The organism is Phormidesmis priestleyi ULC007, assembly GCF_001895925.1.
Taxonomy (GTDB): Bacteria; Cyanobacteriota; Cyanobacteriia; order Leptolyngbyales; family Leptolyngbyaceae; genus Phormidesmis_A; species Phormidesmis_A priestleyi_A.
Genome location: NZ_MPPI01000055.1, coordinates 1 through 25,186 on the forward strand (window position 1 = coordinate 1; position 25,186 = coordinate 25,186).

Below are 25,186 nucleotides of genomic sequence, written 5' to 3' on the forward strand. Positions count from 1 at the left end.
GGTAGAGATATTGATCCATCCGCGTGATCTCGCTCGGCATCTCTGCTTGAGCCAGCGTCTGTTGGGCAGACAGGGCGTAAGCGGTTTTGGTTTCCACATCCACCACCCCCACTAACGAGATCTCTAAGCCTTTCTCTACCCGGCTAGCACAACCATTCCAATACCAGTCGATGCCCTCCGTCGCCTTGCCGCTCTTGGGAATAAACGAGCTATCCATCACCAACAGCAACGCCTGTTCTGTCCTAGCTCCAAGGTTGACCAGTTCGACATTGAACGAGGTGAAGTCAAACTCCGCCCCGAAGTGCCGTCGGTACGTCTTCTCATGCAACTCACTATAGCGGCTCAAATTCGTGAAGTTGACCTTGCCGCAGACAATCAGAATCGTTGAAAACAGCGTCACGAAAAAGGTCACTTGCGGTTTGCGAAAACGCCCACTTTGGTCAGTAGGCTCTGTACAATGGCTTCCATAGCTATCTATCCGGTGCGCTTGATTTAGTAGTTGCACCCTATCCGATGGATAGCTTTTCTGTCAAAAATTGTCCGAACTATTGGTTGCCTCTGACTTTGATAAAAAGATCCCGTCCACGGTTGAATCAGGGTTTGAGGCTTAAAACCTGCTCAAATTTTGTCCGGAGTATTGTTCTTTGTTCCCTAGTAAAATCTTTTTCAATTAATTTGCTATTGGCACTTCCAAAATAATTAATGCTATCTGTCAAATCTTGCCCAATATAAGTTTTCCCATTGGGATAAGTTATTTTATAAATCACTTTCATCAATACTCCGGACAATTTTTGAGGCAGAAGCTGAAACCCGCATTCTACCGTTGTAGATAGCCTCATTGAGAAGGCTGAAACCCGCATTCCATCGTTAGCGATTCAAAATTGTCCGGACTGTTGTTTCATGATTCGAGTTGAAACTACGAGAGTAGTTAGAAATAGCTGCTTCACACACAGACAAGCTTCAAGCTGCGCCCAAACCAAGATTTAGCGGTCTAAAACTTAGTTGAGCCGCAACCGCAAGCGGTTCTGCTCACTGACGAAGAATGCAAATTCGGTTGTCGGCTCCAACGCTAGTTAGATCGTAGCGTCACGAAAATTTTAGCATACAGTACAAGTGAACTAAATGGCGCTGTCGATCTAACGACTAAGATAAGCGGCAGTAGATAACATTGGCTGCATCACCACTAGCTTTCGGTTGTCCGCTTCATCGACTTGTTAGCTGGCGAAACTACACGACGATACTTTGTTGAAATCATCACCTCTCAAACTCGGTCAAGAGACTGATGCGGTTCTGGTGGCAGTTCAATTTGAATTCGATCGCCAGATCTAACCTCCCCGCCAATTGCAACGATACCCATAACACCAGCTTTGCGGATTAACTTACCGTGTTCGTCACGATCTAACACTGCTGCCATCAGTCCTGTTTGGAATTGATCCAACTGGGCACAAGGGTTTCCCAGACCTGTCAGTTCCACTACTGCCTTATTGCCTAGATGCAACCGTGTACCTGTTGGTAAATCAAGCAGATTAATTCCTCGTGTTGTAATGTTTTCACCCATCTGCCCGGCTGATACAGCAAAACCAGCAGCCTGCAACTCGTCATGCAATTCAGCGTGAATTAAGTGAATTTGGCGTAAATTAGGTTGATTTGGATCAACAGCTACTCGCGAGCGATGCTGAACCGTCTTACCCATGTGCGAATCACCTTCAACACCTAAACCAGTTAGAAGCTGAATACTTTCTTGGTTTGGTTTTGTAAACGTGTGAGTTGTACTGCGGCTAACTGCTATCACAACACCACTCATCCCCACTACCTCAGTCTCTAAATCACAAACCTTATTCTAAACTCGCTCACTACCTGTCTTCCTACGTTCGCTTGATTTTGAATACAAACAACAGCCTTCAAACTACTGCCAACACCTATAAACGAAGCAAGCTAACTTCTTTTTAGAGAGAAAGTTTCCGTAGATCCATCCCAAAACGGGTGGATCGGCAGAAGTTTTCTGCATATTACCCTAAATTGGGTGGATCTACGGAAGTTTTCTGCATATTAACCCAACCAAGGTGGATCGGAAGAAATTTTCCGCATATCTTCAGATTTGTGCTTAATTATACGAGTATTATTAAGCGCATAATGTACTGATGTGACCCAACTGCTCATGGAACCGCGCCCGAAAAAGCTTTTAGACCAACTGCGTGACACGATTCGGCTCAAGCATTATGCTTACCGCACCGAAGAAACCTATGTACAGTGGGCTAGACGCTACATCCTGTTTCATAACAAGCGGCATCCCAATGAAATGGGACGTGTCGAAATTGAGGCATTTCTGACGCATCTGGCTGTTCAAGAGCGAGTTGCCGCGTCTACTCAAAATCAGGCACTCAACGCGATTCTGTTTCTCTACCGAGAGGTGCTGAAACTAGAAGTGTCTGAGGTAAATGCGATTCGGGCAAAACGCACCCAGTATCTTCCCACCGTCTTAACCAAAGCAGAGGCGCGGGAGGTGATCCAACACATCTCTGGAGTCCAGCAGTTAGTGGTGAAGTTGCTCTATGGTGGGGGACTGCGTTTGTGCGAAGGGTTACGCTTGCGGGTCAAGGATGTCGATTTTGCCCAACATCAGATTTTGGTGCGAGACGGTAAGGGTAGCAAGAGCCGCGTCACCATGCTGCCAGCCAGCGTGACAGCAGAACTGCACGACCATTTAGTGAGTGTCAAGCGCCAACATCAGCAGGACTTAGGGCGAGGTTTTGGAGCCGTTTCATTGCCCTATGCGTTGGATCGCAAGTATCCAAATGCGAATCGGGACTGGGTGTGGCAGTTTGTGTTTCCCTCCAGTCAGATTGCTAAAGATCCGCGCGGTGAGCTGATGTGTCGTCATCATCTACATGAGAGTGGGGTGCAAAAAGCTGTGAAGCAGGCAGTGCAGGCAACAAAGATTGCCAAGCGGGTGGGCTGTCATACCTTTCGACACAGTTTTGCGACGCATCTGTTGGAGAGTGGGTACGACATTCGCACGATTCAGGAGTTGCTAGGGCACAAAGATGTCAAAACAACGATGATTTACACTCACGTTTTAAACCGCGGTGGGCGTGGAGTTTGCAGTCCGTTAGATGCGTAGTCGCCCCCACCTCCCCAAAAAAACGATTAGCTTCGCAAGAGCCGAGGCAACGCACCTCCTCAAAAATTCATCATTCCAAAAAGCAAAAAACTCCTGTACAATACATCGCAGTGATGGAGTTGTGCCCCGAAGCCTGATCGACGAAATCAGACTCCGAGGACTTCCATCCCTAGTTAAACCGACTAACTCAGGAGGCGTTCATGATTGTACACCGTCAGCTTTGCTATGGGATCTTGAAAGGCTGGAATCAAGATCCTGCATACGTTTTTCACCCCAATGGAATGTCTGAGAGATCAGTGTTCTTGTCCTCTTTGAATTAACCGAGAGGACAAAAATATGGGAGTCAGGACGATCGTACCTGGCTCGATTTCGTTCACCGTTGAGTTGCGTTGCTCAACCGAAAAACGTTATCGAGTCAGTGTCACTTTGGATTTGCAAGAGCGTTACATCTTCCTTTCGTCTGGCATTCTCGTGAATGTGAGCGACAGCATTGAAGATTTCGTTTCACAACTGAGTGAGATTGCATCCAATCAACTGGCATTGTTCAAATGGGATGGCACGAGTGATTTGACGACTGAATATCAAATTGTTCGAGTGTTGCCAGGATATCAGATTGAGCGTTCTTTAGTAAAGTTCAATATTGTTATCGGCAATGGTTTACCAGTTCAAGTAGAGGAGTTGCACAACAAAGTCACCATTCAACTCTAGGAAGTTGAGCGTTGGGGAGCCGGGGATTATCCTTTGGGGATCGGCTCCCTTACAAACTTGCGCGAAAACAGAATCTCTCGCTGCGTTGTTCGTGAATTTGGACTTCGCTCAACCCACTCGCTAGCTGAGGGCTGAACGAAGTCGAAGCCCGAAGAAATCGATTGATTGAGACTCTATTAAACCGCAATTCCCTTAGCGTGAAAGGGGCACTGCTCCGGCACCGTTCGGTGTCGCTCCATTGGTGGGAGCGATCGTTCCGTTCTGAGACTGATTTAGATTAGTCGCCAGAGGTTGTTTTTTGGAGCGTTTGTAATTACTCGGCGGTTTTCCACCTGCCATCTCATATTCCTTGCTGTCTCTGCCATACGTCGCTACCACAGCGCTCAAAAGCCGTGTTGACAAGATGGATACGGCAGCTTCGACTTCGGCAAACTCAATGCGGGTGCGATCGACAGCGGAAAGGGCAAGATTATGGGTTTGCAAACAGGTGTCTGAAGTGGTAATCAATGCAGCATAGTCTTGCAGCGTTAGCCCATTGCCTAAATCTAGATTGGGATGAATAGATTGCAGCCCGCGCAATCTTGCCTGCGCTTTTTCTAAAGTGGCAGAACGTCGTTTTTGATAAACCATAGAGTAGCTCCCAATGCCAGATGCAGTTGTGATGACAGGTCTACTTTAGATCTGCGCTCAGTTCACCGAGATCCGTAGAACCTTGGAATCTAGTTGAATAGAGGAGTTGCCGTTGCGTTTGACTTCCGTAAACTCCGCTATTCAGGGAGTCAAATGCCGTTTCGTAGACCTCAGTGATCGTTTCGTAGGTTTCAACAACAGTTTCGTAGACCTCAGTGATCGTTTCATAGGTTCCAAAAATGGTTTTGTAGGTTTCAACAACGGTTTTGTAGACCTCGATCGTTGTTTTGTAGGTTCTAAAAACGGTTTTGTAGGTTCTAAAGACGGTTTTGTAGGTTCTAAAAACGGTTTCGTGAACCTCGATCGTTGTTTTGTAGACCCAAAGCGTTATTTCTACAAAAAAGCTATCGATCTATTGAGGCGCAGTTCAGAACAAACAAACACCCGATCGATAGCTTTATGAAAATTGTACAAAGTTTGAGGGGGAGAACCTCTTGTGCTTAGGATCGTGGACTAAATAACCTGTAAAAGTCCTCTGATTTGTGATCGCCGAGACTTGCGCCCCCTAAATCCCCCACGAGTGAGGGACTTTGAAACTGAAGTCTTGGCTCAAAGTCCCCCAGAATGGGGGATTTAGGGGGCTGAAGCCGACCCAAACGCAGCGATAAAGACTGGTGTACACCCTAACTTTTTAGGGAGAGGGCGAGAAGTTACACCTTAATAAATCCACGTTCCTTAAGACCTCAGCGCGTCTAGCATGGCTTGGTGAATATGGCTCTGGTCAACCGCACGCGGAACACCCGGAATTTTATATCGCTTCGGCGTTCCACCAGGAGGACTGTCTACAAAATCCACATCGCGACCGACAAAATCTGCCAGCCTCAGCGCACCGCCTTGGAAGTAAACAGGGACCATGCGGTTGCTGTGGTTGCCCCACCCATACTTGATGGCTGGGTCAGACCCCCAGAAGTGCCCCGCAGTGTTGGGCGTGTGCTGGTTGTAGGTCAGGTCTTTTGCCCCCTTTGACTGCACGAGTTGTGCATAGTTGTCATTTAAGGTCAAATAGTGGTCGTGGTCGGCGGTGACAATTAGCACATTCTTCTTCCAGCCGCCGTTTCGACCGACCCACTTGATGACTTCGCTAACGGCGGTGTCAAACGATCGCATCGTCCCGATCAAATTGTCGAGGTTATTATCGTGGGCAGCCCAATCCACGTCGCCGCCTTCAATCATCAGCCAAAATCCGTCTTTGTCTTTACCAAGCACCTCTAGCGCCGCGCGACTCATTTGAGCCAACGTCGGATTTGCTTTGACCTCTTTGGCAATGAACTGGCTGTCTGTTTCACCCGGAGCTAACGGACGAACGGTATCCGGTTTAGGAATTTGAGTGCCGTTATTCACCGGAGATCCGGTTGGGGCAGTCGAGGCAGAAGCCGTGGCGTAAACGGCGAAGTTATCTAACCCAGTTGAGCTGTAATCACCGGATGCCCCTCGAATCGGAATGTTGCCATTCTGACCACGGGCACCATATAGCCCTAGCAGCCGTTCACCTGTATTGGGGTTAATCTTTTTAGCCGTTTGGATCAGGGTTTTGCCGCCATCGACGATCGCGCCTAAATTATTCGTCGTCGTGACTTTCGTGTCGCGTTCTAAAAACCTGTAGCCATATCGGTTGTTTTTAGGCTTCGATCGCAGTTCTTCATAAGTAGACTGCTTAATATAGTTAAACGCAGTCAATGTCTTTGTTGGATCTTTGGGGTCGGGGATATTCTTAGGAACAATGGTGCTGGCAGAGGTCGTATTTTCATAATCTAGAGGATGCCCGCCGCCAATTAACACCGTTGGCAAATAGCCTTGGTCTTCTCTAATCGCTTCTTGCAGAATGTTGTCAAGCGCCGGGAAATTGTTGTCATATTTGCTGCGACGGTTGACGCTCGATGCCGCCGCTCCTGGAGTTGCGTGAGTGATGGGGACTGACGTAACTAAGCCCGTCGATTTGCCCAATGCTTTGGCATCTTGCAGAATGGTTTTCACCGAACTCCGCTCGTAGATATCGACTGCCATTGCGTTGTTGTAGCTCTTAACCCCGGTATAAAGCGTCGATGCCGTATTCGCCGAATCGGGATAGCTGCACTTAATATATTCAGGGTCAGCACTACCAGGAGACGCAGGGGTTAGAGGTGTCCAGGGGTTGGGCCCACCTTTAGCAGGCTCAAATCCAACAATGTTGCCACCTAAAGGGTCGCCTCCGAGTCGGCACGGTTGAGCGGCTGTGGCAGTCAGGTTGCGGGCAGGGGTGCCAGGGTTGAGCGCCGGGTTGAATTGGAAACCAGCCCGAACCGGAGCCGCGCCTGTGACTCCACAGTCCAAGGTGCCTGTAGGGTTCGCAGTTGTTTTGCAGGTTGTTGCGGTGGCATCTAGAGCGCTATTGCCCGTCGAGCCAGCGATCGTCGTTCCATAAGTGGTGGCGTAGGTGTAACCCGTCAACTGCTGAAAGCTTAAGCCTCGCCCTTTGCCCGCCTTGTAGAAGGGTGCGCCCTTGGCTACGGCAGCCGCACGAGCCATGTTCCAGCCCATGCCATCGCCGATCATTAAAATCACATTCACCCCGTTGCCCGATCGAGCAGCCAAGGCAGATGGCGTATTAAAAGGAACAAGATTAACTGAAACAGTGCAGAAGAGGCACGCCATGAAGAAGGACAGATGCCGGGTGATAGTCTGAAGAAATTTCGTCATTGCGGATTCCTTGAGCGGTGGGCTTCCGGGTGGTTTGTGAACACAGAAATCTGTGAGATTTACGCGGGGCAAATCTCGGCGATCGATTGATTATTGCCCTCGTCTCAGAGGTCAGAAGCTACCTGGCTAACGCTACTGATAGAAATTGGGTGCCCGGTGACTCGCTGCGGTTTCTAGGGCAAACTCGCTGATAGGGGGTTGAGCTTGCGACTCAGGGATCACAGAAGCGCTTTGCACGGGTGCGATGTTAGGGGCAGAAACCGAGACGATCGCCACTGCTAAAGCGCCGCAGAAGCCCACGAGAAAATAGATCAACGGACGAAGGCGAGAAAAATTTAAAGTCATCATTGATGGCTCCAACTTAAAAGGAAGGACTGGCAAGCACATAGAGAGTGAAGACGCATAGGTAACTTGAATCAATGACTAGGTGTTCAGAAATCTCTCAATCAGATTAATACTTAGTTTGCTAAACTCCGTGTTTTCCCCAATACATGAGAGGTTAAGCTTTGGGTAAAAAATGGGTGTAATTTGGGTTTTTCAGATGATTGTTCGCTAATGATTTGCAGCGTGATTTCTTGAATCAAAAACTGCTGAGACAAATGACTGCTAATTCGTTCTAATAGACAATCGCGATCGTGATTATCCAACTCTGGCAGAACGTGTAGATGAACATTAAGCGCTACGTGACCTGATGTGATACTCCAAATTCGTAGATGATCAACTTGGGTGACTGGCTCAAATGTCATCAGTGATGTCTCAACGTCTGTTGGATCGATCGAACTGGGGGCATATTCCAGCAGAATTTCTAAGCTTTCTTTAATCAACGGTAAGGCGCTCAGACTGGTCAACCCTGCGACCAACAGGCTGGCGGTGGCATCCATCCACATCCAGTGCCAGAAATAGATCGTCAGACTCGCCGCAATCACGCCCACTGAGCTAGCAGCATCGGCTAGAACGTGCAGGAAAGCGGCTTTCAGGTTCAAATCGTTTTGACTGCGCTGGTGCAGCAGCATCAGATTGAGACTGTTTACTCCTAGCCCGATCGTGGCACCGATCAGCATCGGCAAGCCCAAAACGGTCTGCGGGGCGTGAAATCGATTTACACTTTCCCAAATCACAAACGCAGCGATCGCCAATAGACTCAGCCCATTCAGCAAAGCGGCGAGAATCTCGACTCGTTTGTGCCCAAAGGTCGATCGTCCCGTGGCAGGGCGCTGGGCAATCCACACGGCAATCAGCGTCATTCCTAACGCCGCGATGTCTGCAAATAAGTGCCCTGCGTCTGCCAATAGCGAGAGACTATGGCTAAACGCCCCGACGATCAGTTCGGTGGCAAAAAGACTGCTTAAAAGAACAAGAGCAAGGCTCACCGTTTGCACTTTTTGTCTAGGGTTTTCTGAATGCAGATAGCCACAATAGCAGGAGCGCAAGGCGGATGGTTTACGGGTAGGTCGATCGACGGTTAATGTCATTCAGCGTCACTCAAGACGATTGGATTGAGGAATAGGAAAGGCAGCAGTCTGCTCTTATCTCTGAACAGACTATCAGATTTGTCTTTAATAGAGGGGTAAGCGAACGTTAACCTTGAGTAAAATCAACCTTGAAACCTGACTTTTGGGGTGAACCCAGATCTATACTGGCAGGCATCCCACGATCGTTGGTTTTGCCCCGTGAGCTCAATACCAAAACTTAAATTAGCGTTTAAGTGGAGTGTCCAACCTCGGTTGCTTTTGTCTGTCTTGTTAGCGGGGTTAGTTGCGGTCTTGCTGCCGCCCTGGTTTCACTGGGCAACTCGCGCCCTCTGCATCTGGGACACTGGCATGATTAGCTTTCTAGGCTTGAGTTGGTGGCTAATGGCGAATGCTACCCCTGATTCTATGCGCCGCCATGCTCAACACGAAGACCCTGGACGATTGGTCATTCTCAGTTTGATTACGGCGGCAGCCTTTGCGAGTTTATCTGCGATCGGGTTTATTTTGCACGACAAAGGGTCAGAGAATCGGCTCCTAATTTTGCATTTGGCACTGTCGATCGTCACGATCGTCGGTTCGTGGCTGTTGGTGCATACAATCTTTGCCTCCCACTACGCGCACGCCTATTATCAAGCCGGAAAATCACTTCGCGAATGTAAAGAAAACGGCTTAGATTTTCCGGGCGACATCGAGCCAGATTATTGGGATTTTCTCTATTTCTCGTTTGTGATTGGGATGACGAGCCAAACGTCAGATGTAGAAGTGACTTCTCGGCAGATTCGGCGACTGGCGCTGCTGCACGGAGTGCTGGCGTTTTTCTTTAACACGACGATCGTAGCGATGACCATCAACATCATCGCAGGTCTGATTTGAGCCAAGTCTGCTGAATCAATTGCCCAGGTTTCTCAGTCCAATTGCAGATTTCGGTCTCTCCTATCACCTCGTAATCTAAAGGTTAAAGTTTTGTAACTAAATTGCTCACATCCGAAGCCGATCTCAGTCTAAACTCTTTGAAGACCCGTATGCAGTGCCCAGTCCTTATGCCAATCGCTCAATCTGCCAAACCGATTCCGAAAGACAACCCTGTTTGGAGCCAGCTTTTTATCGCTGGCTTACTGCTGATGCTCTCATCGGGCTGTAGCGGATTCTCAAAAGCAGAAGCCGAGTCAAAGCGACCTTCAGGCGCACAGCAGGGCAACCCCAACGTCGATGTGGCGATCGCACGGACTGATTCCCTACAGAAACAACTCGAATACACGGGAACTACTCAGCCCGTCCGTGAAGTGTCGGTTCGTGCCCAAATTGAGGGGCGATTGCTCGATTTGAATGTCGATGTGGGCGATCAGGTGCAGCAAGGGCAAGTCTTGGGGCGATTAGATGACGCAATTCCTCTGGCTGCCGTGAGTAAAGCCGAAGCCGATGTTGCCGCGCAGCAGTCAGAAGTTGCCCAGGCAGAGGCAGAACTTGGCAACATCCGCACCCAGATAGAACGTGCAAGATTGGAGCTTCAGCAGGCTCGATCGGACGCTGCGCGAACTCAGCAACTCTTGCGGGAGGGTGCGATCTCAGCCCAGCAAGCCGAAACCGATCGCACGGCTGCCCGCACCGCAGAACAGGCATTTCGCTCTGCCCAGGCGCAAATTAGAACGCAGCAACAAGCCGTCACCGCTGCTCAAAAACGAGTCACTTCTCAGCAGGCAATTGTCAATCAAGAAACAGAACGGCGATCGTATACGGTTCTGAATTCTCCGGTCACAGGCTCGGTGTTGCAGCGCGTCACCGAACCGGGAAACTTAGCTCAAGCAGGCAGCGAAATTCTCAAGCTAGGAGACTTTAGCCGCGCCAAAATTGCAGTTCAAGTTTCAGAGTTAGAGCTAGGCACGATTCGCGTCGGGCAACCCGTGCAAGTGCGTCTAGATGCCTTTCCAAAGCAGCAGTTTCAAGGACAAGTGAGCCGCATTTCTCCGGCAGCAGACCCCACCGCTCGACTTGTGCCGATAGAAGTTACCCTTTCTAACCCAGAGCGCAAAATTCGCAGTGGCTTGCTGGCACGAGTGAACTTTGCGCGATCGGCCACTCAACGAGTCGTGGTGCCCGAAGCGGCGATTCAAACTCCTAAAGGTCAAGACAACTCAAACACTGGAACTCTATTTACGGTGAATGGCAAAGGAGATCAAGCAAAGGTGGTGGCGCGATCGGTGAAGTTAGGTCAGCGATCTGATGGCAAAGTCGAGATTTTGTCAGGGCTTCAGCCCGGAGAATCATTTGTCGCTCGTGGAAATCGAAATCTCAAAGACGGCGACTCAGTGCGTTTGAGCTTTCTTTCTGAAAAGCCTCAGCAGTCCGCTCAATAAGCAGCTAGGTAGAACTTAACTTCAGAGACTCCAAACCGTCCTTACTCTACTACTCCATAAAACGATTTATGACGACGCAGAACTCTAAGTCTTCAGGCTTTAGCATTAGTGCAATTGCAATTCGCCAGCACATTGGCACATTGATGCTGACTTTAGCAGTCATTGCGATCGGTATATTTTTTATCTTCAATCTTCAGGTTGATTTGCTGCCTTCTATCACCTACCCCCGCATTGGTGTGCGCGTCGATATTCCTGGTATTGCCCCTGAAGTGGCGATCGATGAAGTCACTAGACCGCTCGAAGAAGCCCTTTCGGCAACAGAGGGGGTGGTGCAGGTCTACTCTCAGACGCGAGAAGGACAGGTGAACATCGACTTGTATTTTGAACCGGGAGGTAACATTGACCAAGCGCTGAACGATGCCACGGCTGCCTTTAACCGGGCCCAAGCAAATCTGCCCGATGTTGTAGAAGCACCACGTTTGTTCAAAGTAGATCCGTCCCAGCTTCCGGTTTATGAACTGGCGATCGCGTCTCCATCATTAAAGGATGTAGACTTGCGGGTATTTGCCGACGAAGAGCTAGCGCGTGAACTCGGAGTTGTGCCAGGGGTGGCATCCGTAGACATTGCGGGTGGAGTGCCCGAAGAAGTGCGCGTCGTTTTAGACCTCAATCGTCTCCAATCTCTGGGGATCGGCATCAACGAAGTTTTGACTGAGCTAGAAGAAACTAATCAAGATGTTTCTGGGGGACGAATTCTAGGTGAGCTTTCTGAGCCGTTGACCCGTGCGATCGGGCGATTTCAGAACGTCGATCAGATTCGCAACCTCTCGTTTAGAGTTGCCAATGCTGCGCCAACAACGGCAGAGGCTGAACCAAACAGCCGCGTTTCCGCCGATCGTCGAGTTTATTTGCGCGATTTTGCTCAAGTTGCAGACGGGACAGAAAATCAGCGCATTTTTGTCTTGCTGAACAAGCAGCCTGCGGTCAAAGTCAGCATTCAAAAACAGCCCGATGCCAACACGATCGCAGTCGTAGAAAGTGTGAAACGGCGCATCGAAGAGTTGCGACAAGCCGGGGCCATCCCCAAAGATATGGAGTTAATTCCGACGCTGGATGAGTCGGTGTTTATCCAAGAATCGCTGGACAGTGTGACGGATGCCGCGATCTCTGGCGCGGTTCTCGCTGCGCTCGCTGTGCTGTTGTTTTTGGGTTCTCTGCGGCAAACGCTGATCATTAGTTTGACCATTCCGCTCTGCACACTGGCTGCCGCGATCGCCATGAAGCTGTTCGGGTTTTCGCTTAACGTCTTTACGTTGGCAGGGCTGGCAATTAGTGTCGGACAGGCGGTAGACACTTCAGTTGTGGTTTTAGAGAATATCAACAAGCGATCGGTTACACTAGGCGGATCTGCCCCTATTAATCACAACGGACAAACCCGCCAAGCTGCGATCGGCTTAGTAGAAGCCAGCAGTCGAGAGGTAGAATCTTCGCTGGTCGCGGCAACTGGAGGCAACTTAGTATCGGTGTTGCCATTTTTGCTAATCGGCGGCTTTATCTCTTTGCTCTTTAACGAATTGATTCTGACGATTTGTTTTGCAGTTGCGGCATCTCTGTTGGTTGCCGTGACGGTGGTGCCGATGCTCTCGTCGCTGTTGATTACAGTGCGCTGGTCGAGTCGGCTCGATCGGTTCTGGCTGTTGCGAGAATTCAATCAACGGTTTGAGGGTGCAACTCGTCAATATTCTAGGGTATTAGGGCAGGTTGTACATCGTCGATTCTTAGTATTGGCAATCACCTTTGTGGTCTTTGGTGGCAGCAGTCTGTTGATGATGGGGCATATTCCTCAAGAAATTCTCCCTCGCATTAGTACAGGACAAGCCCGACTCAGCGCCCAGTTTCCGCCGGGAACACCGCTAGAAACCAGTCGTAAGGTCATGACCGCCGCCGATGATATTCTTCTAGCACAGCCTGAAACGCAGTATGTCTTTTCAACAGTGGGCGGTGCCTTATTTGGCAGCAGCACCAGCGCAAACCCGCTCCGAGCTTCCAGCACCATCACCCTCAAACCGGGAACTGATGTTGAGCGTTACGTGTCAAAAGTGACTCAAGCGTTTAACAAGCTGAATCTAGTCGATATTCGTCTGCGGCTGAGTCCGGGTGAAGTGCGAGGCTTGATTTTGAGTAACTCTCCCGTGCGATCGGACATCGACGTGATCTTGCAAGGCGAAGATACAAAAGCGTTAGAGCAGGCAGGGCAAGAGTTGGTCAAAACTCTGGAACAGCAGGCAAAGTTATCTGCCTTCCGACCTGATGCCGACAGCCGACAGCCCGAGATTCAAATTCGACTTGATCGAGAGCGATCGGCTGACTTAGACCTCAACATTCAAGATGTTGGAGAGGTGTTAACAACTGCCATTGAGGGAACAGTCCCAACGCAGCTTCAGCGCGGAAATCGACTAGTGGATGTGCGAGTGCAATTCAATCAAGACTCGATTCGTCGCCCATCTCAGCTCGAAGCATTGCCGCTGTTCACGACAGACAAACAGTTGGTGCGCTTGGGAGATGTTGCTCAGATTGAAACGGGACAAGCTTCCGGTCAAATTCAACGCATCAACCAGCGGCAGGTGTTTCTGATTGCTGGAACGCTGAGTGAAGGAGCCAGTTTAGGAGAAGCACTCGCTGAGGTCGATCGCATCTTGACAGGGGTGGAATTCCCTCAAGGCATTAGCCGTCTTCCGAGTGCGGCTGCCCAGAGCAATCAAGCCATTCAAGCGGCTCTACCGTTGCTGGGTGGGTTGGCAGCATTCCTGGTGTTTGTGGTCATGGCAGTGCAATATAATTCGCTAGTCGATCCACTGGTGATTATGTTGACTCTCCCGCTAGCACTAGCAGGCGGCATTTGGGGGCTGTTTTTTACCCAAACGGCGATCGGGGCAACAGTGATTGTTGGAGCAGTGCTACTCGTAGGGATTGTGGTCAACAATGCCATCATCATGGTGGAAACAGCCAATCAGATTCGGGAAGAGGAGGGAGTCGATCGTCGAACTGCTATTCTGCAAGCGGCTCCTCAGCGACTTCGCCCCATTTTGATGACGACTGTTACAACCGTTTTGGGTATCTTTCCCCTTGCCTTGGGTCTGGGGCAAGGGGGAGAGTTCTTGCAACCGTTAGGAATTGTGGTCTTTTCGGGGTTAACATTAGCAACTCTGTTGACGTTGTTTATTATTCCCTGCTCCTATTTACTGCTGCATGATCTGTTTGGTTGGCGACGAGGCAAAAAAGTGGTTGCGATCGAGTCTTCCTCGGTGCTAGAAGAACCTTCTGACCCAGTTTCGCTCAGAAAATAAGGGGTCACTGTTCTTACAGGAATTCTATGAAGACCCTCTGGTAGAAGGTCTTCACGACTCAATACTCGTCGTTAACTGCCCGCTTCAGGAAAAACGGCATCCGATCTCACTGCTGCATTTTCGGCCCCATCTGCCAGATTGCGATAGCGTTGCAGCACAGCGCGGCTATAGGTGGCAATGCTAGGGTAGCGATGCCCCCGATAAAACTGCAATCTCGTCGAGGTATAGCGATTGGGTTTGCCACTATACCACCACGACGCGACTCTCATAATCGCTAATTCTTCATTGCCGCCACTGGCTAAGAGCGATCGCTGCCAATATTGGTTGAGCTTATAGTCAATAATCGCAAGCTGAATATCTGGATTGCTGAGAAATGTTTGACGAGAGACCGGATAGCCTAACGCCTCCTGCGACCAGGCAGCTAGATTGCTGGGCATCACTTGAGCATAGCCTAATGCCCCTGAATGCCGATTCACGCTTTGAAATTTTGCGCCGCTTTCTTGACCGATAATTGCCCACCTCAGCAGTTGCACTGGTTGAGACAACGGAGCAGACTGCTGAACTGAAGGCACTAAGAGAGCAGGAATCTGGAAGGGGTCTTGAGTCGCGCAGGCGGGTAGCCCTATTGATAGTAGAAAAACGCTGCTAGCAAAATTTTGCAGCCAAAACCGACTGCTCAAACTACCGAGCCATTGAGAAGCAATCATGCAAGATCTTATGAAACAAACTAGAAGAGTGTACAGGCAATCGGTCGCTAATGTAAAACGTTTTATTACGGAAGTATTTTGCTATTTGCGAACAACTGTGAATGCTAAACTTTCATAAGGGTTTTAATGCTGTTAAATAAATTAGTACAAAAAGTTCAATACTTAATACAACGCTGAAAGAATAACTGAATAATTAATCTATAGCAATCCTGGATTTTGGCTAACTCAATTCTCCGGCAGAAAAGACATCGCTTACAGGCAACTGCAACTCCGAAAATGTGGGAGAGAGAACCCGATCGCCGATCCGAAATCGCTGCACTTCATACTCACCCTCTATGAGGTGATAAACCGAAAAAGTCGGCTGTTTGGGGTAGCCAATGTGTAGCCGACCGCCTAAGCCCAGATAATCTATCACCCAATATTCAGGAATCCCTAACGCTTCATAGTCGCGTAGTTTGCTCAGATAATCATCTTGCCAGTTAGTGCTGACGACTTCGACAATCAGACGCACTGATGCCCCCATTGTGATAATCGATTCCTTTGCCCATCGAGGTTCATTGCTGATAGTTTGCCTGTCTAAAACAATCACATCTGGCTCATAGCCTGATCCGTCTACTGACTTGACGATGCATTCTCTAGGAATAAAGTAAGGAAGCTTCAGCCGTCCGACTTCAACAAATAGTGAGCCGTTTGTGAATCCAGCGACTTCAGAATGCTTCCCGGTTGGCTTGGGCATTTCGACAACTCTTCCCTCGTGTAATTCATAGCGATGCTCTGAGTTTTCTGGATACCATTCGATAAACTCATCAAAGTTGACCCGTTGAGACACTGCTTGAATCATCACGATCGTCCTCTTCGCACTTGAGATTTAGCGTACTCTGTTTGAGCCTAAAATCAAAACCTAGTATTCTAGCAATTTCATTTTAGTGATCATAAAAATGGGTATAGGAACATTATCTTTAACGTTCCTATACCCATTTAGTGCGGCTCGTAAAAACTAGGATTTATTGTCCTAGACCGTTGTCTTCGATCCATTTAACGACTTCTGAAGAAGACTCTGCATAGAGAGATTTCCCAGTTTTAGGGTCATAAGCGTGCCAGAAAGTTGTGCCAGACTCGCCAACTACTTGCTTCACCGAAAGCTGAGAGTGACGATCGAGGGCATTTAACCAAGAATGCCAAACTTGCTTGACCTGAGCCACCAGCGCCGCCAGATTCAACGGGTAGCTTTTGCGGTCTAGCTGCTGTTGCTCTTGCTCTAACAGAGTAAGGAGTTGAGTGTTTTGAGCTGCTTTTGCAACGGCAAGCCGACGAGCTAGAGAAGCGGCGATCGTGGCTTGATGTTGAGCAGAAATTGTAGATGGGTTGACTTGAAGTGCAGTAGCCATGATTCACAAAGGGATGAAATTTTGATGTCAGCGGAGACTTTAGACGCTTCTATTTTAAGATACTTCTGTAGCAAAAACTACAAAACAAATTATTTCTGAAGTTTTATTTAACAATTCGTAGGTTTTTTACAAAATTCTCACGGCCAGAACGCCCGCGATCGCAGAGGTGATCGCAGAGGTCAATGCTGTGATAAATAACCACCACGCAGCAGCCGCGATCGCTTTGCGGGTTTCTTCGGCTTGATGGTGCGCCTGTTGCTTTAACTGATCGATGCGCTGTTGAGTATCTTGTTGCAGACGTTCGGTTTGTTGAACAATACCAGCGCGAATGGCATCGAACCGCTCAAGCATCTGGTGAGCCAGTGACTCAGAGATGTCATCGCGATCGTTAAACCAGTGAGTTAGAGCCTCTCGATTAAAACCACGTAGGCGATCGCTCAATGATTCAATTCCAGTTTGCGAATTTGTTAGCAGGGCATTGAGATCGTGTTTGATTTGGTCAAAGTTTAAGGCGGGTAACTCTAGAGCAGTCAGTCGATCGCGAAATTGAGAAAAGGTATGGGCGATCGCGGTCTGAATCTGCTCTTGCGATTGGTGTGCTTGTTCAGCAAGTTTTTGAACAATAGACTCAACCTGCTCGACGATGTGACTGGCTTCCGCTTCGGTTAAGCCTTGACGTTGAGCAAGGAGGGCACTCAGCGTTGAGCCATCAATGTGCGAAAGTGTTTCTTTCAATGCTTCTAGACCTGCTTGTGGGTCGTGCAGCAGTTGTTTTAAGTCACGTTGCAGACTGTCTAAATTGAGATCTTCTTTGTCGAGATGCTTCAGATAATCTGCTAGTAGAGTTTGAGTGTTTTTGGCTCCTTCTTTTGCTCTGAGTGCTCGTCTTCGCGGTGGGTTGCTGACTGGCTGAATGGGAATCGTCAAGGTCGGAGCGTGAATTGTTTGAGCGCTCGATCGCGCCCCAGAATCTCCTGTCTTAGATACCTCGATTAAAGTGTTCCAGGCTTTTTCTAATTGGTCAGCAACTTGTTGAACTCGCTTCTTAGTTAAGTCTTGGCGATCGACTAATCGGTTCTCAATTTCAGCCCGATCAAACTGAGGCAGGCGACAATGTTCGGTTTCACACTGTTTGAGCCATGATTTCAGTTGACGCTGAATTGTTTTGGCAACAAGCTTTTGAGTACGATCGCTAGTGAATTCTTGCATCTGCTGCCAGAGATCGAGACTTCCTGCACTATTTGATTCAGGTTGAGCAGGTTCTTGAGGGTTGTTCTCACCAATTGTAGTCAACACTTCTTGACGAGTTTCTTCTAAACGATCGACCGCTTGAGCAATTTTTGCAGGAGTCAAATCGCCTCGTTGCTGAAGTAATGACTCAAAATAATCAGGGGTCAAAGGCTCAAGGTGATCTCGAACAACATTACGATCTGCATCGAGATCGTAAATTAAGTCTTTAAACTCCAGCGTGACGGTTTTGCGGGTGAGTTGCCAGGGGTAAGCGTTGAGCAAATAATCTTCGATGTCGGCTTGAATGAGGCTGGGATCTGCGCCCGTCGATCGCGCTCCAGTTAAAGATTGAATTTGCCCCAAAATCTGACTCACATCCAAATCAGATAAATCGGCTCTTTGAAGCACGATGCTTGTGAGATGTTTGAGATCGAGCAACGCAAACGGATTCTGAAACGCTAACGGCTCTGCATCCTCGCTTGTCTCAGATTGTTTTTGCGATAAGAGTTCTGGCAGTCGGCGATTTAGGTCATCTGGACTGGACGATCGCAGCCACTCAATCAGTTCACTCTGAGGATGAGATGATTGTGAATTTAGCACGTCTTGCCAGACTGTTTCTAAGCGATCGACCAACTGGTTAATATCTTGCTTAGAGAAGTCGGTGCGATCGCTAAAGAGTTCAACCAACGCCGATCGATCTAACGGCACCCTACCCACTCCTGACGCGATCGGCTTTAATTCGGAATGCAGTAACTCAGTGAACTCGTCGCCGATCGTTTGGAGGTCAAGCTGCGGCACGGGCAGATTTTTTAGATAATTCTGAAGCGTTTCTTGAACTGTTTCCTGAGAATCACCAGGGTTAAGAGCTACCTTTAACTCACGCTGAAGTGTTGTCAAAAGCGTCTCTTGAGCAGCGATTTGCTCTCGCAGCGTGTTTGAGATTTCAGGATTAGGCTTGCGCCCGATCGCGCTAGTCACAGTCGATATTAAGCCTTGCAGACTCGCAGCAAACGTGTTTAAGATCGATCCCAAAATCGAACTGACCGCTTGAGAACTCAACCATACCAACAATAAAAAATAAGCCGACCAAATCACAACTCCTAAAATGGCACCGACGATCGGATAATTGACCAAACTTAGTTTGACTGCTAAAAAGCAAGCGACAAACAGTACAACGTTGACTGTCAGCAGCGTGCTTGCTCCGATCGCAAACGTGATCCGATTAACGTTCTCAGAACGATCGCCCTTAGCATTCGGGTCAGTGTCAGGCGGGTTGGGTTTTGCGTGAGGTAAAAAGCCGAGAGCCGTGACTCCAGCCGCGATGCCAAACGTGGTCAGCAACAGTTGGAATGCAAAAGCAATCAGCAGCCCGATCGCCAGCGTTGTCAGCACAGGTGGACTGGAAGCTACAAAAGGCATTTCTGAACTCATAGGATCACCTCAGCAGCGATACACCTGCATTTATTGAAGGTGAATAATTCGCACATTACCCATCAATCAAGCTAAGACGCACCCGTCTGAAGGATGACTTTGAGACCGCTGCGAAGATCATCCACCTAACGCCAAGACGATTACGGAAACTCATTAGGTGGGAATGCTACGACAAAATTGTGGGTTATCAACACCAGAAATTTATCGAGGGGTTTGCGAAGATAGTCTTGTCAACCAAAAGGAACCCGATGAAATTTTTCCTCAAACCGCTCTACACTTGGTATCGCACCACTTTACGGAATTCTAAATATCGCTGGCTGATCGTGTTAGGCAGTTTGATTTATCTCGTGAGTCCATTCAATTTAGTCACCGATGCGATACCAGTTTTAGGCTGGATTGATGATGGATTGATTGCAACCGTTCTGGTTACCGAAGTGTCTCAACTGCTTCTCGAACAGCTTAAAACGCGCAAGCCAAAGAGCGCTGAACCAAAAACCGTCGTCAGCTAGTTTGATGACTCGTCCAAATTTATAACGCATACCGCAGGTAAACCATGTCTGACTCCATTAAAGATCGCATCACAACTGACTTTGGAAAAGTCAAAACTCAAGGGGGAACGCGAGCCACTCGCATTGGTGAAATCGTTCGAGAGGCAGCATCTCAGGCAATCACCGAATTGAAAGCAGGCTCTGGTGAAATCGGAACGATCGCCAAAGACACCTTTTCCTCGATCTCAAACAACTTAAATGAGCCGGGGCAAGAATCAACCGAGGAGCCGACTTCAAGGGGTTCTAAAACTGTGAATCTGTTCACGACCCTTAAGAATCGGCTGGTTGTTGAGTTAAAGAGTCGGCTGATCACGCTCGATGCCACGCTTACGTCTCGCTATGGCGATCGCTATCAAGCCGTCAAGCAGCGGGTCGAAAAGCTAGCCGATCAGTATAACAACGCGATCGCTAACGCTGAAGCACAAGGATCAGATCCACTACAGCAAAAGCAGACAGAGTTTGAAACCAAAGTCGGCGAAGCGGGAACTTCTGTCGCTCGGAAAGAACTCCAAATTCGGCAACAGTTGAAAGACCTTTTGCAAACTGCCGCCGCCAAGCTTTAAGCTCCCATTCTTTTAATCATTTACACTGAGGTTAATTTATGCAACTCATTCGCATTCTACTTGCCGTTTTTCTGCCTCCTGTTGGTGTTTTTCTCACCTACGGTTTGAGCACTACTTTGTTGATCAACATCGCGCTGACTTTTCTCGGCTGGATTCCTGGTGTGATTCATGCAGTTTGGGCGATCGCCAAACATGAAGAGAAAGCCAATCAGCAAACGGGCACCTTTTAAGATTAGGAGAAACACGATGCTTGGATTTTTTCTGACTACCCTCACGACTGCGTTGAGTTTGTTAGTGGTTGATCTCACCGTTCCTGGAGTGGATATTAATACGTTCGCTGCTGCGTTGTTAGCCGCAGTCTCGATCGGGTTGGTCAACGCATTTGTCAAACCAGTCTTATCTCTGCTCTCACTGCCGATCACATTTGTGACGTTGGGACTGTTCTCACTCGTGGTCAATGGTGTTTGTTTCTGGCTAGCGTCGCTGCTGGTTCCCGGATTTGTGGTGCATGGTTGGCTGGCGATCGTTCTCGCACCGATTGTTCTCTCGTTTGCCAACACGTTTTTGAGTCAATATTTCACAGAACAAGGCGCGGGTCAATCTTTTGCGAAATAGGACTAACGCAAACGCGGGTAACGACATTCACCATAAAAAAGGAGGATTCTAGATTAGAACCCTCCTTTTTAGTTTTTAGTGGAGCTGACGGGAGTCGAACCCGTGTCCAAACTGGGTATTAGCACACCGCTCATTCACAGGTTTAGCTTCTCTAGTCCTCGAAGCGGGAACCGTTCATTATCCCGAACGGGAGGATTCTCAAGTATTGTCTTAGCTAGAAAACCGACTTGAGGCGATCGTCTAGAGCAACCGTTGGGGTTGTTCTACGATCCTTAACGGTGTCAAATCGTAGACGCTCGAACCGCTAGGGGTTTTTAGGCAGTGACTGCTTTACGAGCGAAGGGTACAATGTTGTTCGCATGTACTGTGTTTTGAGCCGATATTTACGAGAGTGGACTCCCTCTCGACCTGAATCACGTTGTGACGTTCGCCAACCTGTCGAAACCGTTACAGCCCCGTGACTCTTCTCATTATAGCGCGAGGTTTTGCAGTCCGCTACCTGGGGAACCGTGAATTTGATCTTCGCGTGATGTTTTCCAGGACGCTACCTGGGGAACCCGTGAATTTGATCTTCAGGAACGTGAATGCCTCAAAAAGTAAACATATTGTGTACTTTATCGAACTTACTCCTGAATTTACTTATCGTATTGGAAGTAATAGACCTCCTGCATGAATAGAATTCTAGATGTCTGCTCTCAGATCTCGCTCCGTTGAGGTCGGCTTGTGCCCCCTAAATCCCCCATGCTGGGGGACTTTGAGTCGAGTTTCTATTTCAAAGTCCCCCATTCATGGGGGATTTAGGGGGCGTTTCCGGCTTCGTGCAGGAGGTCTAATGTTTCAAGCAAAGATAATCTTGCCCTTAGCTCTGGTTCATGAGTAACTCAACCCGAAAAAAGAAGACCATTCTGTTTCTAGCAGCCAATCCGAAGAATTCGACTCAGTTGAGACTCGATCAAGAAGTCAAGGAAATTGACGCGGGGCTTCAGAGAGCGCAGAAACGCGAAAAATTTCAGCTAGAAAAGATTTCTGCAACGACACCACGGGATTTGCAGCGAGCAATGTTGGACTACAAACCCCAAATCGTCCATTTTTCGGGTCATGGGGTGGGAGCAGACGGGCTGGTTTTAGAAGATGTCGCGGGACAAGCCACTTTTGTCCGGGGCGAGGCGCTGGCGAAGTTGTTTCACCTTTTTACGGAGGAGTGCAACATTGAATGCGTGGTGCTGAATGCTTGCTATTCCGAGGTGCAGGCGAATGCGATCGCCCAATATGTTCCTTACGTGATTGGGATGAATCAAGCGATCGGAGACAGTGCCGCTCGTGAATTTGCCGTTGGGTTTTATGATGCGTTGGGTGCAGGTCGATCGATCGAGTTTGCTTACAGAAGTGGCTGTGTCAGCATTAGCATGAGTGGCATTGCTGAAGATCTCACCCCGGTTCTCAAACAGCAGTCTGAGGCAGTGCTTGAGCCAGAACCCGAAGCCAGCCAACCCGCTGCTGTCATCGAAGAATCTCGAAAACTTGAACCTGTTAGCCTGGTGGCTCCACCACTGCCTATTTCGCGTCCATTACTTGATTTGGATGTTCCCGAAGGGCAGGTTCCGCTTGAGTCGCTGCTGTATGTGGAGCGTCCGCCGATCGAGGCTCGGTGCTACGAGGCGATCGTCAAACCAGGGGCACTGATTCGGATTAAAGCGCCTCGACAAATGGGTAAATCGTCGCTGATGCTGCGGATTATCAATCATGCGATCGAGCAAGGCACCCAAACAGCATCGTTGAATTTTCAACTCGTCGATCGCGATTCACTCAGGAATCTTGACCTGTTTTTGCAGTGGTTTTGTAACAGCATTGCTGGGGAATTGAACTTAGACGATCGGTTAGCTGATTATTGGAAGGGCACGATTAGCCCGAAAAATAAATCTACGAACTACTTTCAGCGATATTTGTTGCCAGAACTTCAGCGCCCGATAGTGCTGTGCCTCGATGAAGTCGATCAGGTGTTTGAGTATCCGACGATCGCGACGGACTTTTTTGGAATGCTGCGGGCATGGCATGAGGATGCCAAAATTAAGCCAATTTGGAAGAACCTGCGGCTAGTGATTGTGCATTCTAAGGAGGTGTATATTCCGCTCAACATTAACCAATCGCCGTTTAATGTGGGTGTGCCGATCGAGCTACCGCAGTTAACCCAGCCGCAAGTTATAGATTTAGTCAAGCGGCACGGATTGGACTGGTCAGAAGCAGTAGTGGCGCAACTTATGGCAATGGTGGGAGGGCATCCCTATCTGGTGCGGGCGGCGCTGTATCAGATTGCGCGGGGTGAGGTATCGTTGGAACAACTTCTGCAACTTGCCCCAACCGAAGGTGGCTTGTATGGTGAACATCTTCGCCGCCATCTGCTGAATTTGGAGGGCGATGAGAAACTGCTGGCAGTGATGAAACAGGTGATTGCGGTGGATCATCCGATCGCAATTAATACGAGTGAGGCGTTTAAGCTCACCAGTATGGGGCTGGTGCTGTTTCGAGGGAGCGAAGTGATGCCGTCGTGCAATTTGTACCGGGAATACTTTAGAGAACGGTTGAGGGTGGGTACATGAGTATCATGCCAAAGGATAGGTACGATTATCAGGTTGGCGGTAGTTTGCCTGCTGATGCCCCAACTTATGTGCAGCGCCAGTCAGATGAAGCTTTTTACCAAGCATTGAAGACAGGGGAGTTCTGCTACGTACTCAACGCTCGGCAGATGGGTAAATCGAGCTTGAAGGTACATACTATGCAACGGTTAGAGGCTGAGGGGGTAGTATGTGCAGCGATCGACCTGACCCGCATCGGCACATCAGATATGACACCAGAGCAGTGGTATAGCAGTGTCATCGATAGTATTGTTAGTAGTCTAGATTTATATGAAGTATTCGACCTTTACGCCTGGTGGGAAAAACATCAGTTGCTATCGTATGTACGGAGATTTGATAAGTTTATTGATGAGGTGTTGCTGAAAACAATTTCCCAACCCATTGTCATTTTTGTTGATGAAGTTGACAATATTCTCAGCTTGCCATTCAGGTTGGATGACTTCTTTGCGTTGATTCGAGAGTGTTACAACCGCCGCGCCGAGAAGCCGGAGTATCATCGGTTAGCATTTGCACTGCTTGGCGTAACGACCCCCTCCGATTTAATACAAGACAAGCAGCGAACCCCGTTTAATGTAGGAAGGGAAATTGAGTTAATAGGATTTCAACTCTCCGAGGTAGAGCCTTTGTGTCAAGGATTATCCAAAATTACGCCTTATCCGCTTGCTGTTTTAGGTTCTATTCTCTACTGGACAGGGGGGCAACCCTTCCTCACTCAAAAGGCTTGTCGTTTGGTAATTGATCATGCAGATAGTATTCCACAAGGACGAGCAAATAGCTGGATTGCTCAACTGGTGCAGAAATACATCATTGACAATTGGCTTCAGCAAGATGTGCCAGAGCATTTAGCGACGATTCAAAACCGAATTACCAGTAGCAAACAGTTTTCAAGGCTTTTGGAGCTATATCGTGAGGTGCTGCGGATGAGAACTGTGCCTATTGACGATAGTTCAGAGCAGGTAGAGCTGAGGCTATCAGGGCTTTTAATTAAGCATGACCAACAGCTTCAGGTTGCTAACCAAGTTTATGTGACAATATTCAATCAGCGATGGATTGAAAAGTACATTGTCACAATTTGTCCCTACCGATCTGCAATGGAAGCCTGGGTAGAGTCCGGGTATGACAATGCAAGGCTGTTGCAGGATCAACTATTGGAAGATGCAAAAGTCTGGGCAGCTAATCGCTCTCTGCCATATCAAGATCATCGGTTTTTGTTAGCTAGTCAAGAATATGAGCGGCAAGCAATTCTTAAAGCATTGGAATCAGAGAAGCAAAGTCAACGAAGGCTGGTAGCCGAGCAACAAATTGCGACTACAAAATTGCGGCGGGTACGTCGTTTGTTTAATGCCAGTCTCACAGCATTAATTGTGTTAGGAGTTGTTTTAATCGTGGCAATTGTTGTAGCCATTTTATTTTGGGTGCATTAGTAAAATTAGATCAACCGAGCGATTCAAATGACAGAGCAGCCTGCTTTCGGAATGCCTTTTGATTATCAAGTCGGCGGTAGCTTACCTGCTAATGCCCCCACTTATGTACAACGACAGTCCGATCAAGTTTTTTATCAAGCGCTGAAGGCGGGTGAGTTTTGCTAGGGTGCGACCTCTACTTGATTTAATCATTCAATCATGATATTACCTCAGTGATGCAACCAAGAGGGGTGAGTATGAGCGCTCAATTGTTAAGTCAGTCCGGGACACAAGTGAAGA

Annotated in this window: 22 protein-coding genes, 1 other RNA gene and 1 pseudogene; 13 read left to right on the forward strand and 11 right to left on the reverse strand. The window is 48.5% G+C overall.

Features of this window, described 5'->3' with window-relative positions:
* Window positions 1–412 (reverse strand): annotated as a pseudogene (locus BRW63_RS28595) (IS4 family transposase); the annotation flags it as partial.
* Window positions 413–1,261: 849 nt separating this feature from the next.
* Window positions 1,262–1,804, reverse strand: coding sequence for an MOSC domain-containing protein (locus BRW63_RS24645; RefSeq protein WP_181314494.1), 543 nt, complete (start codon window positions 1,802–1,804; stop codon window positions 1,262–1,264).
* A 339-nt stretch (window positions 1,805–2,143) separates the two neighbouring features.
* Here BRW63_RS24645 and BRW63_RS24650 point away from each other — a divergent pair, with 339 nt between their 5' ends.
* Together BRW63_RS24650 and BRW63_RS24655 are read left to right on the forward strand one after the other, a co-directional pair.
* The gene (locus tag BRW63_RS24650) at window positions 2,144–3,121 is read left to right on the forward strand and encodes an integron integrase (protein WP_317615846.1); all 978 of its coding nucleotides are present in this window, start codon (window positions 2,144–2,146) and stop codon (window positions 3,119–3,121) included.
* 336 nt (window positions 3,122–3,457) lie between these two features.
* Window positions 3,458–3,829 carry a hypothetical protein gene (locus BRW63_RS24655; RefSeq protein ID WP_073074999.1) on the forward strand — a complete coding sequence of 124 codons (372 nt, stop codon included), beginning with the start codon at window positions 3,458–3,460 and terminating at the stop codon, window positions 3,827–3,829.
* A gap of 192 nt (window positions 3,830–4,021) precedes the next feature.
* On the opposite strand, the gene BRW63_RS24660 is transcribed toward BRW63_RS24655, so the two are convergent.
* Complete coding sequence (locus tag BRW63_RS24660) at window positions 4,022–4,459, reverse strand: hypothetical protein (RefSeq protein ID WP_073075000.1); 438 nt, start codon at window positions 4,457–4,459, stop codon at window positions 4,022–4,024.
* A gap of 112 nt (window positions 4,460–4,571) precedes the next feature.
* Here BRW63_RS24660 and BRW63_RS27880 point away from each other — a divergent pair, with 112 nt between their 5' ends.
* A complete protein-coding gene (locus tag BRW63_RS27880) occupies window positions 4,572–4,922 on the forward strand; it encodes a hypothetical protein (RefSeq protein WP_146135846.1) in 351 nt (116 codons plus the stop codon).
* Between the two features lie 272 nt (window positions 4,923–5,194).
* On the opposite strand, the gene BRW63_RS24665 is transcribed toward BRW63_RS27880, so the two are convergent.
* From BRW63_RS24665 to BRW63_RS24675, 3 genes are all read right to left on the reverse strand, one after another.
* Window positions 5,195–7,195, reverse strand: coding sequence for an alkaline phosphatase (locus BRW63_RS24665; RefSeq protein WP_083583238.1), 2,001 nt, complete (start codon window positions 7,193–7,195; stop codon window positions 5,195–5,197).
* A 132-nt stretch (window positions 7,196–7,327) separates the two neighbouring features.
* Complete coding sequence (locus tag BRW63_RS24670; RefSeq protein ID WP_073075002.1) at window positions 7,328–7,543, reverse strand: hypothetical protein; 216 nt, start codon at window positions 7,541–7,543, stop codon at window positions 7,328–7,330.
* A 110-nt stretch (window positions 7,544–7,653) separates the two neighbouring features.
* Complete coding sequence (locus BRW63_RS24675) at window positions 7,654–8,667, reverse strand: cation diffusion facilitator family transporter (RefSeq protein ID WP_073075003.1); 1,014 nt, start codon at window positions 8,665–8,667, stop codon at window positions 7,654–7,656.
* A 198-nt stretch (window positions 8,668–8,865) separates the two neighbouring features.
* Between BRW63_RS24675 and BRW63_RS24680 the strand changes: the two genes are divergently transcribed.
* The 3 genes from BRW63_RS24680 to BRW63_RS24690 all read left to right on the forward strand — a co-directional run bounded on the left by BRW63_RS24680 (window position 8,866) and on the right by BRW63_RS24690 (window position 14,368).
* Complete coding sequence (locus tag BRW63_RS24680) at window positions 8,866–9,540, forward strand: DUF1345 domain-containing protein (protein WP_073075017.1); 675 nt, start codon at window positions 8,866–8,868, stop codon at window positions 9,538–9,540.
* A gap of 167 nt (window positions 9,541–9,707) precedes the next feature.
* Complete coding sequence (locus tag BRW63_RS24685) at window positions 9,708–11,021, forward strand: efflux RND transporter periplasmic adaptor subunit (protein WP_073075004.1); 1,314 nt, start codon at window positions 9,708–9,710, stop codon at window positions 11,019–11,021.
* Between the two features lie 68 nt (window positions 11,022–11,089).
* Window positions 11,090–14,368, forward strand: coding sequence for an efflux RND transporter permease subunit (locus BRW63_RS24690; protein ID WP_073075005.1), 3,279 nt, complete (start codon window positions 11,090–11,092; stop codon window positions 14,366–14,368).
* A 71-nt stretch (window positions 14,369–14,439) separates the two neighbouring features.
* Here the strand turns inward: BRW63_RS24690 and BRW63_RS24695 are convergent, their stop codons facing one another.
* From BRW63_RS24695 to BRW63_RS24710, 4 genes are all read right to left on the reverse strand, one after another.
* On the reverse strand, window positions 14,440–15,075 hold the full coding sequence (locus BRW63_RS24695) for a lysozyme family protein (protein ID WP_073075006.1): 636 nt from the start codon (window positions 15,073–15,075) through the stop codon (window positions 14,440–14,442).
* 220 nt (window positions 15,076–15,295) lie between these two features.
* Window positions 15,296–15,916 carry a Uma2 family endonuclease gene (locus BRW63_RS24700; protein ID WP_073075007.1) on the reverse strand — a complete coding sequence of 207 codons (621 nt, stop codon included), beginning with the start codon at window positions 15,914–15,916 and terminating at the stop codon, window positions 15,296–15,298.
* A 163-nt stretch (window positions 15,917–16,079) separates the two neighbouring features.
* Window positions 16,080–16,463, reverse strand: a complete 384-nt coding sequence (locus BRW63_RS24705) for a hypothetical protein (protein WP_073075008.1) — start codon at window positions 16,461–16,463, stop codon at window positions 16,080–16,082.
* A 126-nt stretch (window positions 16,464–16,589) separates the two neighbouring features.
* Window positions 16,590–19,124 (reverse strand): hypothetical protein, encoded by a 2,535-nt coding sequence (locus BRW63_RS24710; protein WP_073075009.1) that lies wholly within the window; start codon window positions 19,122–19,124, stop codon window positions 16,590–16,592.
* Window positions 19,125–19,372: 248 nt separating this feature from the next.
* Between BRW63_RS24710 and BRW63_RS24715 the strand changes: the two genes are divergently transcribed.
* The 4 genes from BRW63_RS24715 to BRW63_RS24730 are packed head-to-tail and all read left to right on the forward strand — an operon-like array spanning window position 19,373 to window position 20,850.
* The gene (locus BRW63_RS24715) at window positions 19,373–19,633 is read left to right on the forward strand and encodes a YkvA family protein (RefSeq protein ID WP_073075010.1); all 261 of its coding nucleotides are present in this window, start codon (window positions 19,373–19,375) and stop codon (window positions 19,631–19,633) included.
* A 44-nt stretch (window positions 19,634–19,677) separates the two neighbouring features.
* Entirely contained in the window at window positions 19,678–20,235 is a 558-nt protein-coding gene (locus BRW63_RS24720; RefSeq protein WP_073075011.1) for a hypothetical protein, read from the forward strand.
* Window positions 20,236–20,273: 38 nt separating this feature from the next.
* Window positions 20,274–20,465: a YqaE/Pmp3 family membrane protein gene (locus BRW63_RS24725; protein WP_073075012.1), complete on the forward strand. Its 192-nt coding sequence runs from the start codon at window positions 20,274–20,276 to the stop codon at window positions 20,463–20,465.
* 16 nt (window positions 20,466–20,481) lie between these two features.
* Window positions 20,482–20,850: a phage holin family protein gene (locus BRW63_RS24730; RefSeq protein WP_073075013.1), complete on the forward strand. Its 369-nt coding sequence runs from the start codon at window positions 20,482–20,484 to the stop codon at window positions 20,848–20,850.
* Window positions 20,851–20,926: 76 nt separating this feature from the next.
* On the opposite strand, the gene ssrA is transcribed toward BRW63_RS24730, so the two are convergent.
* Window positions 20,927–21,307: a transfer-messenger RNA gene (ssrA, locus tag BRW63_RS24735) on the reverse strand.
* A gap of 415 nt (window positions 21,308–21,722) precedes the next feature.
* On the opposite strand from ssrA, the gene BRW63_RS24740 reads away from it, so the two are divergent.
* Genes BRW63_RS24740 through BRW63_RS28600 form a run of 3 tightly spaced genes read left to right on the forward strand, consistent with a single transcriptional unit; the run spans window position 21,723 to window position 25,072 of the window.
* A complete protein-coding gene (locus BRW63_RS24740) occupies window positions 21,723–23,447 on the forward strand; it encodes an AAA-like domain-containing protein (RefSeq protein ID WP_073075014.1) in 1,725 nt (574 codons plus the stop codon).
* Window positions 23,444–24,907: an AAA-like domain-containing protein gene (locus BRW63_RS24745; protein ID WP_073075015.1), complete on the forward strand. Its 1,464-nt coding sequence runs from the start codon at window positions 23,444–23,446 to the stop codon at window positions 24,905–24,907. Before BRW63_RS24740 ends, BRW63_RS24745 begins: the two co-directional genes overlap by 4 nt.
* 27 nt (window positions 24,908–24,934) lie before the next feature.
* Window positions 24,935–25,072, forward strand: a complete 138-nt coding sequence (locus tag BRW63_RS28600) for a hypothetical protein (RefSeq protein ID WP_181314493.1) — start codon at window positions 24,935–24,937, stop codon at window positions 25,070–25,072.
* Window positions 25,073–25,186: the final 114 nt, after the last annotated feature.